The sequence below is a fragment of the Anaeromyxobacter sp. genome, from assembly GCA_016718565.1.
GTDB lineage: Bacteria > Myxococcota > Myxococcia > Myxococcales > Anaeromyxobacteraceae > JADKCZ01.
Map to the genome: position 1 here is coordinate 1,491,083 of JADKCZ010000001.1, position 16,126 is coordinate 1,507,208.

The following is a 16,126-nucleotide window of genomic DNA, read 5'->3' on the forward strand; positions in this document are numbered from 1 at the left end:
GCCCGCGGCGCACGCCTTCGCCCCCGCGGCGGTGACTCGGCGAACCAGGAACAGGAGCGACTATGGCGATGGTGCAGGAGAAGAAGACGGAGCTCGTGCAGAAGTTCAAGCGGCACGAGAAGGACACCGGGTCCCCCGAGGTGCAGGTGGCGCTGCTCTCCGAGCGCATCACCTACCTGACGGAGCACTTCAAGACCCACAAGAAGGACCACCACAGCCGGCGCGGGCTCCTCAAGCTCGTCGGCCAGCGGCGGCGGCTCCTCGACTACCTGCGGACCATCGACGTGGCCCGCTACAAGACCCTCATCGAGCAGCTGGGCATCCGCAAGTAACACGCCGTCTCGGCGCCCCGGCCGCGGTTGGCCGGGGCGCTCGCGCCTCCGGCCCGCAGCGGGCGGGGCGCAGCCGAAGCACCCGTGCGACACGGGCCTTCGGGGAACCTGTCAGGCGCGCCTCCGTTTCCGACTGGGGCGCCTCTCCTTCGAGGAGGGGCGCCGGAGTGAGGAACAGAGGCACTTCTTCCAGGCCCTCGAGCGCACGCGCGGCACGGGCCACCAGGGCGGCAGGTGCTCCAGGCGCCGGCCACCCCTTCCAGGAAGAGGCGCACATGACTCCCATCCAGGTCACCGCCAAGGTCGGCGACAAGGACATCACCCTCGAGACCGGCAAGGTCGCGAAGCAGGCCCACGGCTCCATCTGGACGCGCATGGGCGAGTCCATCGTGCTGGTCACGGTGGTCTCGGCCAACGAGAAGAAGGAGGGGATCGACTTCTTCCCCCTCACCGTGGACTACCAGGAGAAGCTCTACGCCGCCGGCCGCATCCCCGGCAGCTACTTCAAGCGCGAGGGCCGGCTCACCGAGCGCGAGACGCTCATCTCCCGCATCATCGACCGCTCCTGCCGGCCGCTCTTCCCGGACGGCTACGCCAACGAGACCCAGATCATCGCCACGGTGGTCTCCTTCGACCAGGAGAACGACACCGACGTGCTGGCGCTGACGGCCGCCTCGGCCGCCCTGCAGTGCTCCGACGTGCCGTTCAACGGCCCGTTCGCCGGGGTGCGCGTCGGCCGGCTCAACGGCCAGTTCGTCGCCAACCCCACCCTGGCCCAGCGGGCCGAGTGCGACCTGGACGTCATCATGGCCGCCTCCAAGGACGCCATCACCATGGTGGAGGGTGGGGCCCGCGAGGTCAGCGAGGCCGTCATGGTCGACGCGCTGCTCTTCGGCCACGCCGCCGCCCAGCCGCTGCTGGCCGCCCAGCTCGAGCTGCACCAGAAGTCCGGCAACAAGCAGAAGAAGTCCTTCGAGCCGCCCACCTCGGACGAGGCCCTCAAGGCCAAGGTCAAGCAGCTGACCTGGGACAAGGTCAAGGAGGCCTACGGCCGCCACGAGAAGCACGACCGCTACGGCCGGCTCTCCGAGATCAAGAAGGAGCTGCTCAAGGCCCTCAAGGAGGAGGCCGCCGGCGACGCCGCCAGGCTGGCCTCGATCTCCCTGCGCGAGAAGGAGATCAAGGGCTACTACGAGGACGTGAAGTACGAGTACATGCGCAAGATGATCACCGACGAGGGCAAGCGCATCGGCGGCCGCGGCACCACCGACATCCGCAAGATCACCTGCGAGGTCGGCCTGCTGCCCCGCGTGCACGGCTCGGCGCTCTTCACCCGCGGCGAGACCCAGGCCCTGGTGGGCGCCACCCTCGGCACCGCCACCGACGATCAGCGCATCGAGGGGCTGACGGGCATGACCTACAAGCGGTTCATGCTCCACTACAACTTCCCGCCGTTCTCGGTGGGCGAGTGCAAGTTCCTGCGCGGCGCCGGCCGCCGCGAGATCGGCCACGGCGTGCTGGCCGAGCGGGCCCTCAAGGCGGTCCTCCCGGACGACGTCGCCAAGTTCCCGTACGTGGTCCGCCTGGTCTCCGACATCATGGAGTCGAACGGCTCCTCCTCGATGGCCTCGGTGTGCGGCGGCTCGCTGGCGCTGCTCGACGCCGGCGTGCCCATCAAGGCCCCGGTGGCCGGCATCGCCATGGGCCTCATCAAGGAGGGCGAGAAGATCGCCATCCTCTCCGACATCCTCGGCGACGAGGACCACCTCGGCGACATGGACTTCAAGGTGTGCGGCACCGCCGCCGGCATCACCTCCATCCAGATGGACATCAAGATCGGCGGCGTGACCCGCGAGATCATGGAGACGGCGCTCAACCAGGCCGCCGCCGGCCGGAAGCACATCCTCGGCGAGATGGCCAAGACCATCTCCGAGCCGCGCCCGGACGTCTCCAAGTACGCCCCGCGCATCACCACCATCAAGATCCGCCCCGAGTTCATCAAGAACGTCATCGGGCCCGGCGGCAAGGTCATCAAGGACATCACCGCCCGCACCGGCTGCTCCATCAACATCGAGGACACCGGCCAGATCGCCATCGCCTCCTCCAACTCCGAGGCGGTGCTGGCGGCCATCAAGATGATCCAGAACCTCACCCAGGAGGCCGAGGTGGGCCGCATCTACACCGGCACCGTCCGGAAGATCGCGGAGTTCGGCGCCTTCGTGGAGATCTTCCCCGGCACCGACGGCCTGATCCACATCTCCGAGCTCTCGGACAAGCGGGTCAAGACCGTCTCCGAGGTGCTCTCCGAGGGCGACGAGGTGATGGTCAAGGTCATCTCGGTGGACCGCGCCGGCAAGATCCGGCTCTCCCGCAAGGAGGCGCTGGCCGACGCGGCCGGCAAGGCCCCCGCGGGCGAGGCGCCCAAGGCCTAGCGGCCGGCGGCGCCGGGGCCCCCACGGGCGTCGGCGCCACGCCAGGACCCGGGGCGGCCCGCCGGCACACGGCGCGCCGCCCCTCCTCGTTCAACCGGGAGCAGGCATGGCCGGCACGCAGGTGACGCTGAAGGTGACGCGGGTGGGCGGGCGCGGCGCGCCCCTCGACCTGCCGCGCTACGAGACGGACCTGGCCGCCGGCCTGGACCTGCGCGCCGACGAGCCGGTGGCCCTGGCCCCGGGCGAGCGGGCCATGGTGCCCACCGGCCTGGCGCTGGAGATCCCGCCCGGCTTCGAGGGGCAGGTGCGGCCGCGCTCCGGCCTGGCGGCGCGCCACGGCGTGGGGCTGCTCAACGCACCCGGCACGGTCGACGCCGACTACCGGGGCGAGGTGAAGGTGATCCTGGTGAACCACGGCCAGGCGGCGGTGCGCTTCGAGCGGGGCGAGCGCATCGCCCAGCTGGTCATCGCCCCGGTGGCGCGCGCCACCCTGGTGGTGGCCGAGGCGCTCGGCGAGACCGGGCGCGGCGCCGGCGGCTTCGGGTCCACCGGGCGCTGATCAGGGCGGCGGCACGGCAGCAGCAGGCAGGGTTGGCTCGACGCGGCCGGACAGGGCCGCACCACGGCAGCTCCGACGACGAGGAGGACCACATGATCCCCCGCTACACCCGCGCCGAGATGGGGCGCATCTGGACCAGCGAGCGCCGCTACCGCATCTGGCTCGACGTGGAGCTGCTGGCCTGCCAGGCCATGGTGGAGCTGGGCGAGGTGCCGGCCGAGGACCTGGCCGCCCTCAGGCGGGTCTTCGACGGCTACCAGCTCGACGCCGCCGACGTGGCGCGCATCGAGGAGATCGAGAAGACGGTCAAGCACGACGTCATCGCCTTCCTCACCTGGGCCGAGGAGAAGGGCGGCCCGGCGGCGCGCCACCTGCACAAGGGCATGACCTCCTCCGACGTGCTCGACACCACGCTGGCGGTGCAGCTCAAGGAGGCCACCGCGCTCCTGCTGGGCGGCGTGGACCGGGTCATGGCGGCGGTGAAGAAGCGGGCGCTGGAGCACCGCCGCACCCCCATGATGGGGCGCAGCCACGGCATCCACGCCGAGCCGGTCACCTTCGGCCTCAAGCTGGCGGGCTGGTACGACGCCTGGGGGCGCCGCCGCGCCGCCCTGGAGCGGGCCGGCCAGGTGGTGGCGGTGGGCACCATCTCCGGGGCGGTGGGCACCTTCGCCAACGTGGACCCCCAGGTGGAGGCCTTCGTGATGGCCCGGCTCGGCCTGGCCGGCGCCGAGGGGGCGCCCACCCAGGTGGTCAACCGCGACCGCCACGCCGAGTTCTTCACGGCGCTGGCGCTGTGCGGCGCCACCCTGGAGCAGCACGCCACCGAGGTGCGCCACCTGCAGCGCACCGAGGTGCGCGAGGCGGAGGAGCCCTTCACGGCCGGGCAGAAGGGCTCGTCGGCCATGCCGCACAAGCGCAACCCCATCCTCTCGGAGAACCTCACCGGCATGGCCCGCCTGCTGCGCGGCTGGGCGCTGGCGGCGCTGGAGGACGTGGCGCTGTGGCACGAGCGCGACATCAGCCACTCGTCGGTGGAGCGGGTCATCGGCCCGGACGCCACCATCATCCTGGACTTCAGCCTGCAGCGCTTCGCCGGGATGATCGAGAACCTGCGCGTCTACCCGAAGCGCATGCAGGAGAACCTGGACCAGACTGGTGGCCTCTACGAGGCGCAGCGGGTGCTGCTGGCCCTGGTCGCCAAGGGGGTCGGCCGGCAGCAGGGCTACGTCTACGTGCAGCGCAACGCCATGAAGGTCTGGGAGGAGGGGGTGGACTTCCGCACCGCCCTGAAGGGAGACGCCGAGGTGGCGGCCCTGCTGAGCGGCACCGAGATCGACGCCTGCTTCGCCCTCGAGTACCACCTCAAGCACGTGGACACGGTCTTCCGCCGGGTCTTCGGCGAGTAGGGGGCCGGACGGCGGGGCGCCTGGCCCCGCCGCGCCACGGAAGGGCCGGGCCGCCGGCCGCTCGCGGGCGGCGCAGCGCCTGGTGCGCCGCCGCCGGTCGGCGCCACCCGTGGCGGACGACCCGGGGTGCCGATGGCCTCGCGCCCAGCGTCCGCGGCGCTCGCCGACCGAGCGTCTGCCCCGCCGCTTGACGTCGGCGGGCACGCCGCGTGGCCGCAGGCGCTGCCAGGCCCGGGATCACGGCGGATCCGCCCGACGCCCCGCGCTTGATCGACCCGAGGTGAAATCCGCCAGCTTTTCCGGCGGACTGCCTGGATCGCGCCATGCAACCCCCTGGCAGACGGCCACCAGGCCGCTCGCTTCCTCCCCGGGGGTTCACATGTTCGGACAGCTCAAGATGGGCACCAAGATCCTGGCCGGGTTCGGCCTGGCGCTGCTGGTGATGCTGGTGGTGGGCGGCGTGGCCTACCGCGGCACCTCGGCCGTCAACGACGCCCTGGAAGACGTCTCCAGGGCCAAGATGCCCTCGAGCGAGGCCATCGCCGTGGTCAACGAGGCCCAGACCGCCGCTGCGCGGAACATCAACACCTTGCTGCTCCGCCGGGCCACCCCCGAGCTGCGGGCCAGCGCCTTCGCCGGGGTCAAGGCCGCCTTCGCCCGGATGGACGAGCACGCCAAGGCCTACGAGGCGCTGTCGCACGGTGAGGTGGCCCTGGCCAAGTGGCGAGAGGTGAAGTCGGCGCTGGGAGCATGGCGCGGCAAGGCCGAGGAGGTGCTGCGGGCCGCCGAGGAGAAGGACCGGGTGGGCGCCGGCGCCGCCGAGGAGGTCCTCAAGGCCGCCGACCAGCGGGTCTGGGACGGCTTCCTGGCCGCCCGCGGCGAGTTCAAGGCGGCCGAGGACCGGCTGGCCGAGCTGGCCGAGCTCACCGCCAAGGACGCCGCCAGGTCCGCCGCCGCGGGCGAGGCGGCGGCCAGCTCCGCCTTCTTCCTGCTGGCGGCCGCCATCCTGGTGGGCGGCGGATTGCTGGTGGTCATCGGCGTCTTCCTGGGCAAGAAGATCGGCAACACGGTGACGGCGCTGGTGGGGGAGGCGGGCAAGCTGCGCCAGGCGGTGCAGGCGGGCAAGCTGGACGTACGCGGGGACGAGGGCGCGGTGGAGGGGGAGTTCCGGCCCATCATCGCGGGCATCAACGAGACCATGGCGGCGGTGGAGCGGCCGGTGAAGGTGACGGCGGAGTACGTCTCGCGGATCGGCAAGGGGGACATCCCGCCGAAGATCACCGACCGGTACGAGGGCGACTTCGACCTCATCAAGGGCTCGCTGAACGGCTGCATCGACGCGGTGAACGCGCTGGTGGCGGACGCGTCCACGCTGGCCAAGGCCGGGGTGGAGGGGCGGCTGGCGACCCGGGCCGACGCCTCGAAGCACCAGGGCGACTTCCGCAAGGTGGTGGCCGGCGTCAACGACACGCTGGACGCGGTCATCGGGCCGCTCAACGTGGCGGCCCGGTACGTGGACCAGATCTCCAAGGGGCAGATCCCGGAGAAGATCACGGCCAGCTACGCCGGCGACTTCAACACCATCAAGGAGAACCTGAACCGGTGCGTGGACGCGGTGAACCGGCTGGTGACCGACGCCGGGATGCTGGCCCAGGCCGGGGTGGAGGGGCGGCTGGCCACCCGCGCCGACGCCTCCCGGCACGAGGGCGACTTCAAGAAGGTGGTGGAGGGGGTCAACAAGACGCTGGACGCCGTCATCGGCCCGCTCAACGTGGCGGCGAAGTACGTCGACGAGATCTCGCGCGGGGCCATCCCGCAGAAGATCACCGACAGCTACGCCGGCGACTTCAACACCATCAAGAACAACCTGAACACCTGCATCGACGCGGTGAACCGGCTGGTTTCCGACGCCGGCACCCTGGTGGACGCGGCGGTGGCCGGACGGCTCGCCACCCGGGCGGACGCCTCGAAGCACCAGGGGACTTCAAGAAGGTGGTGGACGGCGTCAACCAGACGCTGGACGCGGTGCTGGCGCCCATCACCGAGTCGGCCGGGGTGCTGGAGAAGCTCTCGCAGCGGGATCTCCGGGCCCGGGTGGGCGGCAGCTACCAGGGGGACCACGCCAAGATCAAGGACTCGGTCAACGCCACCGGCGAGGCGCTGCTGGAGGCGCTGTCGCAGGTGGCCTCGGCGGTGGAGCAGGTGTCGAGCGCGTCGCAGCAGATCGCCGCCTCGTCGCAGGCGGTGGCCTCGGGCGCGTCCGAGCAGGCCTCCTCGCTGGAGGAGACCAGCTCGTCCCTCGAGTCGGTGCTCACCGTGACCAAGCAGGCCACCGACAGCGCCATGCAGGCCAACACGCTGGCCCAGTCGGCCCGCGGCGCGGCCACCGACGGCGCGGCGGCGGTGGCGCAGATGCAGGGGTCGATGGTGAAGATCAAGGCGGCGGCGGAGGGCACCTCGCAGATCATCAAGGACATCAACGACATCGCCTTCCAGACCAACCTGCTGGCCCTGAACGCCGCCGTCGAGGCGGCCCGGGCCGGCGAGGCGGGCCGCGGCTTCGCGGTGGTGGCCGAGGAGGTCCGCAGCCTGGCGCTGCGCGCCAAGGAGGCGGCCATGAAGACCGAGGAGCTGATCAAGGAGTCGGTCAAGCAGGCGGTGGAGGGCGAGGCCTCGGCCAAGCAGGTGGCCGGGAAGCTCGGCGAGATCGTGACCGGCATCGGCAAGGTCACCGACATCGTGGCGGAGATCTCGGCGGCGGCGAAGGAGCAGTCGTCCGGCATCGACCAGGTGAACCAGGCGGTGGCCGAGATGGACAAGGTGACCCAGCAGAACGCCGCCTCGGCCGAGGAGTCCTCCTCCGCGGCCAGCGAGCTGAACGGCCAGGCCGAGGAGCTGGCCGCCATGGTCGGCGCCTTCAACCTCGGCAAGGCCAGCGCCCCGGCGGCCCGCCGCCCGGCCGGCGCGGTCCGGCTGGCCCAGGCCGCGCCGCCCAGGCCGAACAAGGCGCTCAAGCCCGGCAGGAACGGCCACGGCGGAGACAAGGCCATGGCGCCCGTGAACCCGTTCCCGATGGACGAGGAGACCCAGCTCAAGGACTTCTAGCCAGCGCGGTGGGAGAGGCGAAGGGCCGGCGCCAGGGTGGGCCGGCCCCTCGCCGTCCAGGCGGCCCGGCCGAGCCGAGGGTCGCCTCGGCGGCGGTGCCCCTCGGCCGGTCAGGCCAGCAGGAGCAGCAGGCCGAAGGAGGCGCTGGTCGCGCCGACCAGCCCCCAGCCCAGCGTCTTCAGCTGCCGCGGGGAGAAGCCGCCCAGGCAGACCACCAGCGAGAGCAGCGCGGTGGGGGCGGCCGCGGCCGGGACCACCCAGCCGAGCCCGGCCGCCAGCGCCGCCGCGGCGCCGCCCGCAAAGATGGCCCCCACCACCAGGGCGCTCCGGGCGCCGATGTCGCGCCCGCCGCGCGCCCGGGACCGCTCCAGCACCACCTGCACCGCGAAGACCGAGGTGGCGAAGGCCAGCACCCAGGTGGCGGTGGCCGCCGCCGCCACCGTGAGCGAGGCGCCGCCGGCCAGCGCCACCGCGAAGCCGGAGGAGGCCAGCGCCGACACCACGGTCAGCTCCCCGGGGATGGTCCGCTCGCGGCGGGCCAGCACGAAGGCCACCACCGCGGCGGCCAGCGTGGCCGGCAGCAGCAGCGCCAGGCGGGCCACCGGGGGCGCCAGCCAGGCGCCCGTGAGCCCGCTCGCCGCCGCGGCCGCCAGCCCGCCCCACATGGCCCGCCTGGCCCGGGAACCCTCGACCTCCCGGGCGCGCGCGCCGCGGTGGCCCAGCAGCACCAGCCAGGGCTCATGGGCCAGGAAGCCGAGGACGGTGGCCAAGGCCAGCAGCAGGGCCGCCGGCGTGGGGCCGCCCAGGGCCAGCGCCGAGAGGAGCGGCAGGGCGAGCTGGCCCCAGGCGCCGTGCTCCTGGGGCAGGAGCGAGCGAGGGCGCGGGGCGCTGGCGGCTTCGTCCGACACGGGGCCGGTTGGATAGCAGGGAACGGGTCCCGGGGCGAGCCGGTGGTGCACGGCCTGCCGACCCGGCCGCTGGAACCCTGGGGTGTGTCACACCCCGGACCGAGTGGGGCCACGGACGGGCCAGGGCCGGAGGCGGGGGGCGGTGGTCGCCGTAGGCAGATCTGCCGACAGCGCGCCCTGCGAGGTGCGGATCCACTCGCCATTCCGGACCCTCCCTGGCTTGACCTTGGCCAGGGCGATTTGCCTCACCATCCCGGGAGGTTGCTGGTCCGCCCGGTGCAGTGAGGCCCCGGGGCAGGGTGAGGACGCCTCCTCACCCGTGGGACTTCGGGGGAGCTCATGGAACAGCACGCGACGACCGTCCGGCTCGAGAGCGACGTGGCGGCGATGGAGCAGCTCGGCGGCAAGTACATGACCTTCCAGCTCGCCAAGGAGGTCTACGGCCTGGAGATCCTGGCGGTCCGGGAGATCATCGGCCTGATGGAGATCACCCGGGTGCCGCGGGTGCCCGAGTTCATCCGCGGCATCATCAACCTGCGCGGGCGGGTCATCCCGGTGGTGGACCTGCGCATCAAGTTCGGCATGGCCCCGGTGGAGGCCACCGAGCAGACGGTGATCATCGTGGTGCAGTGCCAGGTGGCCGGCCGCGCCCTCACCATGGGCCTGCTGGTGGACCTGGTCCTCGAGGTGGTCACCATCGACGGCGCCCAGATCGAGCCGCCGCCTGACCTCGGCTCGGCCGCCATCGAGGGCCAGTTCATCCGCGGCGTGGGCAAGACCAGCCACGGCGTGGCCTTCCTGCTCGACACCGCCCGCATCCTGTCGGGCACCGACGTCACCCAGCTCAGCGGCGCCGTGGCGCACGCCTAGGCCCCCTCCCCACCCTCGAGAGAGAGACCACATGTTCGGACAGATGAAGATGGGCACCAAGATCCTGGCGGGCTTCGGGCTCGCCGTGGTGGTGCTGCTGGCGGTGGGCGGGGTGGCCTGGTCGGGCGCCAGCGGGCTCTCCACCGCCCTGCACGACGTCACCGACGCCAAGCTGCCGAGCGCGCTGACGCTGGGCCAGATGCAGGTCGACATGTTCATGGTGGCCCGCAACGTCAACGCCAGCCTGCTCCGCCGGGCCGACGCAGACATGCGACGCGCCGCCATGGAGGGCATGAAGAAGGGGCTCGACGCGATGGACGGGTCGATCAAGGCCTACGAGGAGATCCCGCACGGCGAGGAGGCCATGCGGCTCTGGGCCAAGGTGAAGAGCACCCAGGCCGACTGGCACCAGAAGGCCGAAGGGGTGGTCTCGGCGGTGGAGGCTCGCAACCGGCTGGCCGACGCCGGCGTGGACAAGGAAGCGCCGGAGGCCAAGGCCGCCGACCAGGTCGTCTGGGACCAGTTCCTGGTGGTCCGCACCGCCCTCCCGCCCTTCGAGCAGGCGCTCGAGGACCTGCTGGAGCGGACCAAGAAGGACACCGAGGCGTCCAAGGAGGCCGGGGCCGCGGCCGGCAGCACCGCCACCACCGGCATCGTGATCGGCATCGTGGTGGGCGCCGTCCTGCTGCTCGCCCTGGGCGTCTTCCTGGGCAAGAAGATCGGCGGCACGGTGACGGCGCTGGTGGGGGAGGCGGGCAAGCTGCGCGAGGCGGTGCAGGCGGGGCAGCTCGGCGTGCGCGGGGACGAGGGCGCGGTGGAGGGGGAGTTCCGGCCCATCATCGCAGGCATCAACGAGACCATGGCGGCGGTGGAGCGGCCGGTGAAGGTCACGGCGGAGTACGTCTCGCGGATCGGCAAGGGGGACATCCCGCCGAAGATCACCGACCGGTACGAGGGCGACTTCAACCTCATCAAGGGCTCGCTGAACGACTGCATCGACGCGGTGAACGCGCTGGTGGCGGACGCGTCCACGCTGGCCAAGGCCGGGGTGGAGGGGCGGCTGGCGACCCGGGCCGACGCCTCGAAGCACCAGGGCGACTTCCGCAAGGTGGTGGCCGGCGTCAACGACACGCTGGACGCGGTCATCGGGCCGCTCAACGTGGCGGCCCGGTACGTGGACCAGATCTCCAAGGGGCAGATCCCGGAGAAGATCACGGCCAGCTACGCCGGCGACTTCAACACCATCAAGGAGAACCTGAACCGGTGCGTGGACGCGGTGAACCGGCTGGTGGCCGACGCCGGCGCGCTGGCCCAGGCCGGGGTGGAGGGGCGGCTGGCCACCCGGGCCGACGCCTCCAAGCACGAGGGGGACTTCCGCAAGATCGTGGAGGGCGTCAACAGGACCCTCGACGCGGTCATCGGGCCGCTCAACGTGGCGGCGAAGTATGTCGACGAGATCTCGCGCGGGGCCATCCCGCAGAAGATCACCGACAGCTACGCCGGTGACTTCAACACCATCAAGAACAACCTCAACACCTGCATCGACGCGGTCAACCGGCTGGTCTCCGACGCCGGCACCCTGGTGGACGCGGCGGTGGCCGGGCGGCTCGCCACCCGCGCGGACGCCTCGAAGCACCAGGGGGACTTCAAGAAGGTGGTGGACGGCGTCAACCAGACGCTGGACGCGGTGCTGGCGCCCATCAACGAGTCGGCCGGCGTGCTGGAGAAGCTCTCCAACCGCGACCTGCGCGCCCGGGTGAACGGCACCTTCCAGGGTGACCACGCCAAGATCAAGGACTCGGTCAACGCCACCGCGGTGGCGCTGCACGACGCCATGCTGCAGGTGGCCGAGGCCGTCGACCAGGTCTCGAGCGCCTCCCAGCAGATCGCCGCCTCGTCGCAGGCGGTGGCCTCCGGCGCCTCGGAGCAGGCCTCCAGCCTCGAGGAGACCAGCTCGTCCCTCGAGTCGGTCCTCTCCATCACCAAGCAGGCCTCCGACAACGCGCAGCAGGCCAACACGCTGGCCACCACGGCCCGCACCGCGGCCACCGACGGCGCGGCGGCGGTGGAGCAGATGCAGGGGGCCATGGGCAAGATCAAGGCCTCCGCGGAGAGCACCTCGCAGATCATCAAGGACATCAACGACATCGCCTTCCAGACCAACCTGCTGGCCCTGAACGCGGCCGTCGAGGCGGCCCGGGCCGGCGAGGCGGGCCGCGGCTTCGCGGTGGTCGCCGAGGAGGTCCGCAGCCTGGCGCTCCGCGCCAAGGAGGCGGCCATGAAGACCGAGGAGCTCATCCGCCAGTCGGTCAAGCAGGCCGGCGAGGGCGAGGTGACGGCCAAGCACATGGCCGGCAAGCTCACCGAGATCGTGGGCGGCATCAGCAAGGTCTCCGACATCGTCTCGGAGATCGCCGCCGCCGCGAAGGAGCAGTCGTCCGGCATCGACCAGGTCAACCAGGCCGTGGGCGAGATGGACAAGGTGACCCAGCAGAACGCCGCCTCGGCCGAGCAGTCCTCCTCCGCGGCCAGCGAGCTGAACGGCCAGGCCGAGGAGCTGGCCGCCATGGTCGGCGCCTTCCAGCTGGCCCGCCACTCGGCCAGCGTGGTCACCAAGCGCCCGGCCGTCCACGCCGGCGCCAGCTACCAGAAGCCGCGCGCCGCCGCCCCGGCCCGCAAGCCCAGCGCGGCGCTCAAGGGCAAGCCCATGCCGGACGCCTTCCCCATGGACCAGGCCGACGACGTCAGGGACTTCTAGCCCGCCCCGGCTCGAGTGAATGACCCGGCGCCCCGCTCCACCGAGAGGTGGGGTGGGGCGCTTTGTCGTTGGGAGAGGACCGGGGTGAGGGGCGCACCTCGACTCCGCGCCTGCGGCGCTACGCTCGGTGCGAACGGACCTTGGATTCCGGGCCCGCCACCCGGCTCGTCGTCCGCCCGACCGTCCGCCCAGTCGCCCGTCCGGCCGTCCCGCCGAAGAACGGGTCCAGCCGCGCCAGGCAGGCCTGCGGCCGCACCTGCAGCAGCGTGTGCGGCCCGTCCAGCAGGGCCGTCTCGGCGTCCGGGCGGGCCGCCAGCACGTCGTCGATCACGTCGGTGCGCAGCAGCCGATCGCCGGTGGGGCCCAGGTACAGCAGGGGGAGCGTGGTGGAGGCCAGCAGGCTGCGCACGTCCACCACCAGGGCCTCGCGGGCCCGGCGCGCCAGCACCGCCGCCGGGACCGCCGCCGTCGCCGCCCGCAGCGCCGCCACCACCGCGTCCGGGGCGTCGCCGCCGGCCAGCAGGAGGCGGACGACCGCCGGCAGGAGCGGCGCCGCGAAGAGGGCCGGGCCCACCAGCGGGGAGAACGGCGCCAGCCAGGGCTGCAGCGGCCGGTCGAGGAAGGTGGCCACCAGCGCCAGGGCGGTCAGCCCGCGCGGGCGGGCCGCCGCCAGCCGGACCGCCAGCGGGCCGGAGAAGGACTCGGCCAGCAGCCCGAAGGAGCCGCGGCGCGGCAACGCCTCCAGCAGCAGCTCCAGGTACTCGTCGTAGGAGCGCGGCCGGTCGGCCGGCAGCGGCACCACCCGGGGGGCGAAGCCGCGCGGCCCCGCCGCCAGCAGCGGGTCGAAGAGCCGCCCGCTCCCGTCGATGCCCGGGAGGAGCAGGGTGGGCAGCCGTGCGGCCGCCCTCACGCGCGCTCCGCCCGGTCCACGGCGCCAGCCCCCTACAGGTAGCCCTTGGCCTTCAGGTTCTGCTCGATGCGCGCCGCCACCGACCCCACCGCCGAGGTGAAGGTCTCGCCGGTGAGCCGCTCGAAGACGTCGATGTACTTCCGGGCCAGCATCACCCGCACCTCGTCGGTGAGCGCCGGGGGCGTGCCGTGGCCGGAGAAGCCGTGCTCCTTGATGAGCCACTGCCGGACGTTCTCCTTGTCCAGCATGTCCTGATCCCGACCGGCGGCGAACCGCTGCTCGTAGCCGTCGGCCACCCAGTAGCGCGAGCTGTCCGGCGTGTGGATCTCGTCGATGACCACCAGCTTGCCGTCGGCGATCCCCATCTCGTACTTGGTGTCGACCAGGATGAGCCCGCGCGAGGCCGCCCACTCCTGCCCGCGGGCGAAGAGCCGCCGGGCGATGGCGGTGGCCTCCTGCCAGACCGCGGCCGGCACCAGCCCCTGCTCCACGATGGCCTTCTCGGAGATGGGCAGGTCGTGCTGGCCGTACTCGGCCTTGGTGGAGGGGGTGAGGATGGGCGCCGCGAACCTCTGGTCCTTCTTCAGGTCCTTCGGCCAGTCGATGCCGTAGTCCCCCGCCTTGCCGGCCTGGTAGTCCCGCCACAGGGACCCGGTGATGTAGCCGCGGATGATCACCTCCACCGGCAGCGCCTTGGCCCGCCGCACCACCATCACGCTCGGGTCGGGCGCGGCCAGGAGGTGGATGGGCGCGATGTCCTTCACCTTGTCGAACCAGAAGGCGGTCAGCCGCGACAGCACCTCGCCCTTGAACGGGATGGTGCCGAGCACGTGGTCGAAGGCGCTGATGCGGTCGGTGGTGACCATCACGATCTGGTCACCGCGCGAGTAGTTGTCGCGGACCTTGCCTCGGTAGAGCTCGCCGAGGGCGGGCAGGTCGAGCTGGCGGAGGGTGTGCGGCAGCTGGGCGTGCAGGAGGGCGTCGGGGATCATGGGCGGGGATGTTATACGTCGGCGCATCCATGTCTCTGGGAAAAGTGCGGCTCGTCCTCCACCGGCCCGCCAGCGCCGAGAACGTCGGCGCGGCGGCCCGGGTGATGAAGAACTTCGGCCTGTCCCGGCTGGCCATCGTGGCCCCCGCGGCCTGGGAGGGGTCGCCCCGCAGCGGGGGGGAGGGGACCGTCCGGGACGACGTCTTCCAGCGGGCCAGCCGCCTGGCCCGGCACGCCAGCGACCTGCTCACGGGCGCCGAGGTCCACCAGGACCTGTCCGGGGCACTGGCGCCGGCCACCTGGACCTGCGGCACCAGCTCGCGGACCATCGACGGGCGGCCGCGCCTCTCCCCTCGCGAGCTGGCGGCCGAGGTGGTGCGCCGGGCCGCAGCGGGGGAGGTGGCGGTGGTGTTCGGCGAGGAGCAGCGCGGCCTCTCCGACTCCGAGCTGGAGCTGTGCCAGGCGGTCTGCACCATCCCCACCACCTCGGCCTACGACTCCATGAACCTGGCGCAGGCCGTGGCGGTGGTCTCCTACGAGCTGGCGCTGGCGGCCGGTGCGGCCCTGGCCCCGGTGGCGCCGCCGGGCGAGCCGGCCCGCCACGCCACGGTGGAGGCCCTCTGGGCGCGGCTCGGCGCCGTGCTGGCCGGGGCCGGCTACCTGAACCCGCAGAACCCCGAGCTGATCCTGGCGGAGTGGCGGCGCCTGCTCACCCGCGCCGAGCCGACCCAGCGCGAGGTGGAGCTCCTGCTGGCCGCGGCCAAGACCCTGGAGCGGCAGCTCAAGCTGGAGGCCGGCGGCCGCTGACGGGCGGGGGTCCACCCGGCAGGGCGAGCGGCCGGGGACCGGGCGCGGGCCGGGTGCCCCGAGACGACGACGCCCGCCCCCCTCGTGGGAGGGAGCGGGCGCGCGTCGACCGGCTGGGGCGTGGCCCCGGGGGGACCGGCCGGGTGGCTAGGCCGCGGGGGCCGCCACCTGGTTCTTCTTCCGGCTCTTCTTCCAGGCGTCGTAGTGGGTCTCGCAGAGGCCGTGGCCGAAGACCTTCTTCTTGCAGTCCGGCTTGGAGCAGGTCTTGTAGCGGGCCGGCTTGGCCTCGAGCTCGCCCGACCGCCACTTCTTGAAGTGGAAGAAGCAGAGCCCCTTGGCGCGGAAGGCGCGCTTGCAGCCGGCCACGGTGCAGGCCTTCTTGCCGGCCGCCTTCGCCTTCGGCGCCGTCTTCTTGGTCTTGGTCTCGGTCTTGGTCTCGGCCATGTCTGTTCCTTCGAGGCTGCCTGCTGCGAGGCTGTCTGCTGCGAGGCGGACGTGCCCCGGAGCGCTGCGTTCTCTCAATGTCCGTCGCGGCCGCTGCACGGAGCGGGCCGCGGGAAAGGGGCACTCCTTACCTCGCCTGGCGTGCCGATGGCAACCTCGAACGGTCCGGTCCGACGGGCCTTTCAGCGCCTGGGCGCGTCGGCCAGGTGCTGGTCGAGCAGCCGGTCGAGGGCCCGCCGGTCCGCCTCGGTGTGCCCCTCCACCGGCGCCGGACCGGCCGGCTTCGCCCCGGTGCGCGCCTGGGCCTTGCTCCCGGGGCGCGCCGGCGCCCTGTCCGGGGCGCCGCCGCCGCGCATCTCGGCCCAGGTCCGGGCGGCGAAGTCGGTGGCGTCGTCGGCGGCGCGCCAGCGGTCGGCCAGGGTGCGCCCACCGAACGGCACCAGGAAGAGGAAGGCGGCCAGCGCGCCCAGCAGGACCGCGGCCTTCACGAGGCTCCACATGGACGGGAGGGTACCGCCGCCCGCCCGGCGAGCCAGTTTCCGGCCGCCGCGGCCGCCCGCGGCGGCCTTCCCGCCTGCGCCGCCCTTCCCGCTCCGGCCGG

At 72.6% G+C, this 16,126-nt stretch carries 12 protein-coding genes and 1 pseudogene; 8 read left to right on the plus strand and 5 right to left on the minus strand.

What is annotated here, in order from left to right; translation table 11 throughout:
* The first annotated feature begins 62 nt into the window (after positions 1 to 62).
* The 5 genes and pseudogenes from rpsO (at position 63) to IPO09_06445 (ending at position 7,837) form a co-directional block, all read left to right on the plus strand.
* A complete protein-coding gene (gene rpsO, locus IPO09_06425) occupies positions 63 to 332 on the plus strand; it encodes a 30S ribosomal protein S15 (GenBank protein MBK9516984.1) in 270 nt (89 codons plus the stop codon).
* A gap of 275 nt (positions 333 to 607) precedes the next feature.
* Positions 608 to 2,764, plus strand: coding sequence for a polyribonucleotide nucleotidyltransferase (pnp, locus tag IPO09_06430; protein ID MBK9516985.1), 2,157 nt, complete (start codon positions 608 to 610; stop codon positions 2,762 to 2,764).
* Positions 2,765 to 2,870: 106 nt separating this feature from the next.
* On the plus strand, positions 2,871 to 3,323 hold the full coding sequence (gene dut / locus IPO09_06435) for a dUTP diphosphatase (GenBank protein MBK9516986.1): 453 nt from the start codon (positions 2,871 to 2,873) through the stop codon (positions 3,321 to 3,323).
* Between the two features lie 92 nt (positions 3,324 to 3,415).
* Positions 3,416 to 4,732 (plus strand): adenylosuccinate lyase, encoded by a 1,317-nt coding sequence (locus IPO09_06440; GenBank protein MBK9516987.1) that lies wholly within the window; start codon positions 3,416 to 3,418, stop codon positions 4,730 to 4,732.
* Positions 4,733 to 5,111: 379 nt separating this feature from the next.
* Positions 5,112 to 7,837 (plus strand): annotated as a pseudogene (locus tag IPO09_06445) (MCP four helix bundle domain-containing protein).
* A gap of 110 nt (positions 7,838 to 7,947) precedes the next feature.
* Here IPO09_06445 and IPO09_06450 read toward each other — a convergent pair.
* On the minus strand, positions 7,948 to 8,796 hold the full coding sequence (locus tag IPO09_06450) for a YwiC-like family protein (GenBank protein MBK9516988.1): 849 nt from the start codon (positions 8,794 to 8,796) through the stop codon (positions 7,948 to 7,950).
* 288 nt (positions 8,797 to 9,084) lie between these two features.
* Here IPO09_06450 and IPO09_06455 point away from each other — a divergent pair, with 288 nt between their 5' ends.
* Together IPO09_06455 and IPO09_06460 are read left to right on the plus strand one after the other, a co-directional pair.
* Positions 9,085 to 9,615, plus strand: a complete 531-nt coding sequence (locus IPO09_06455) for a chemotaxis protein CheW (GenBank protein ID MBK9516989.1) — start codon at positions 9,085 to 9,087, stop codon at positions 9,613 to 9,615.
* 31 nt (positions 9,616 to 9,646) lie between these two features.
* Positions 9,647 to 12,373, plus strand: a complete 2,727-nt coding sequence (locus tag IPO09_06460; protein MBK9516990.1) for a Tar ligand binding domain-containing protein — start codon at positions 9,647 to 9,649, stop codon at positions 12,371 to 12,373.
* Between the two features lie 118 nt (positions 12,374 to 12,491).
* Here the strand turns inward: IPO09_06460 and IPO09_06465 are convergent, their stop codons facing one another.
* On the minus strand, positions 12,492 to 13,283 hold the full coding sequence (locus tag IPO09_06465; protein MBK9516991.1) for an alpha/beta hydrolase: 792 nt from the start codon (positions 13,281 to 13,283) through the stop codon (positions 12,492 to 12,494).
* Between the two features lie 32 nt (positions 13,284 to 13,315).
* Complete coding sequence (locus IPO09_06470; GenBank protein ID MBK9516992.1) at positions 13,316 to 14,275, minus strand: phosphoribosylaminoimidazolesuccinocarboxamide synthase; 960 nt, start codon at positions 14,273 to 14,275, stop codon at positions 13,316 to 13,318.
* Positions 14,276 to 14,304: 29 nt separating this feature from the next.
* Here IPO09_06470 and IPO09_06475 point away from each other — a divergent pair, with 29 nt between their 5' ends.
* A complete protein-coding gene (locus IPO09_06475) occupies positions 14,305 to 15,081 on the plus strand; it encodes an rRNA methyltransferase (protein MBK9516993.1) in 777 nt (258 codons plus the stop codon).
* Between the two features lie 147 nt (positions 15,082 to 15,228).
* Here the strand turns inward: IPO09_06475 and IPO09_06480 are convergent, their stop codons facing one another.
* Entirely contained in the window at positions 15,229 to 15,525 is a 297-nt protein-coding gene (locus IPO09_06480) for a hypothetical protein (GenBank protein ID MBK9516994.1), read from the minus strand.
* A 182-nt stretch (positions 15,526 to 15,707) separates the two neighbouring features.
* Entirely contained in the window at positions 15,708 to 16,025 is a 318-nt protein-coding gene (locus tag IPO09_06485; GenBank protein ID MBK9516995.1) for a hypothetical protein, read from the minus strand.
* Positions 16,026 to 16,126 lie beyond the last annotated feature (101 nt).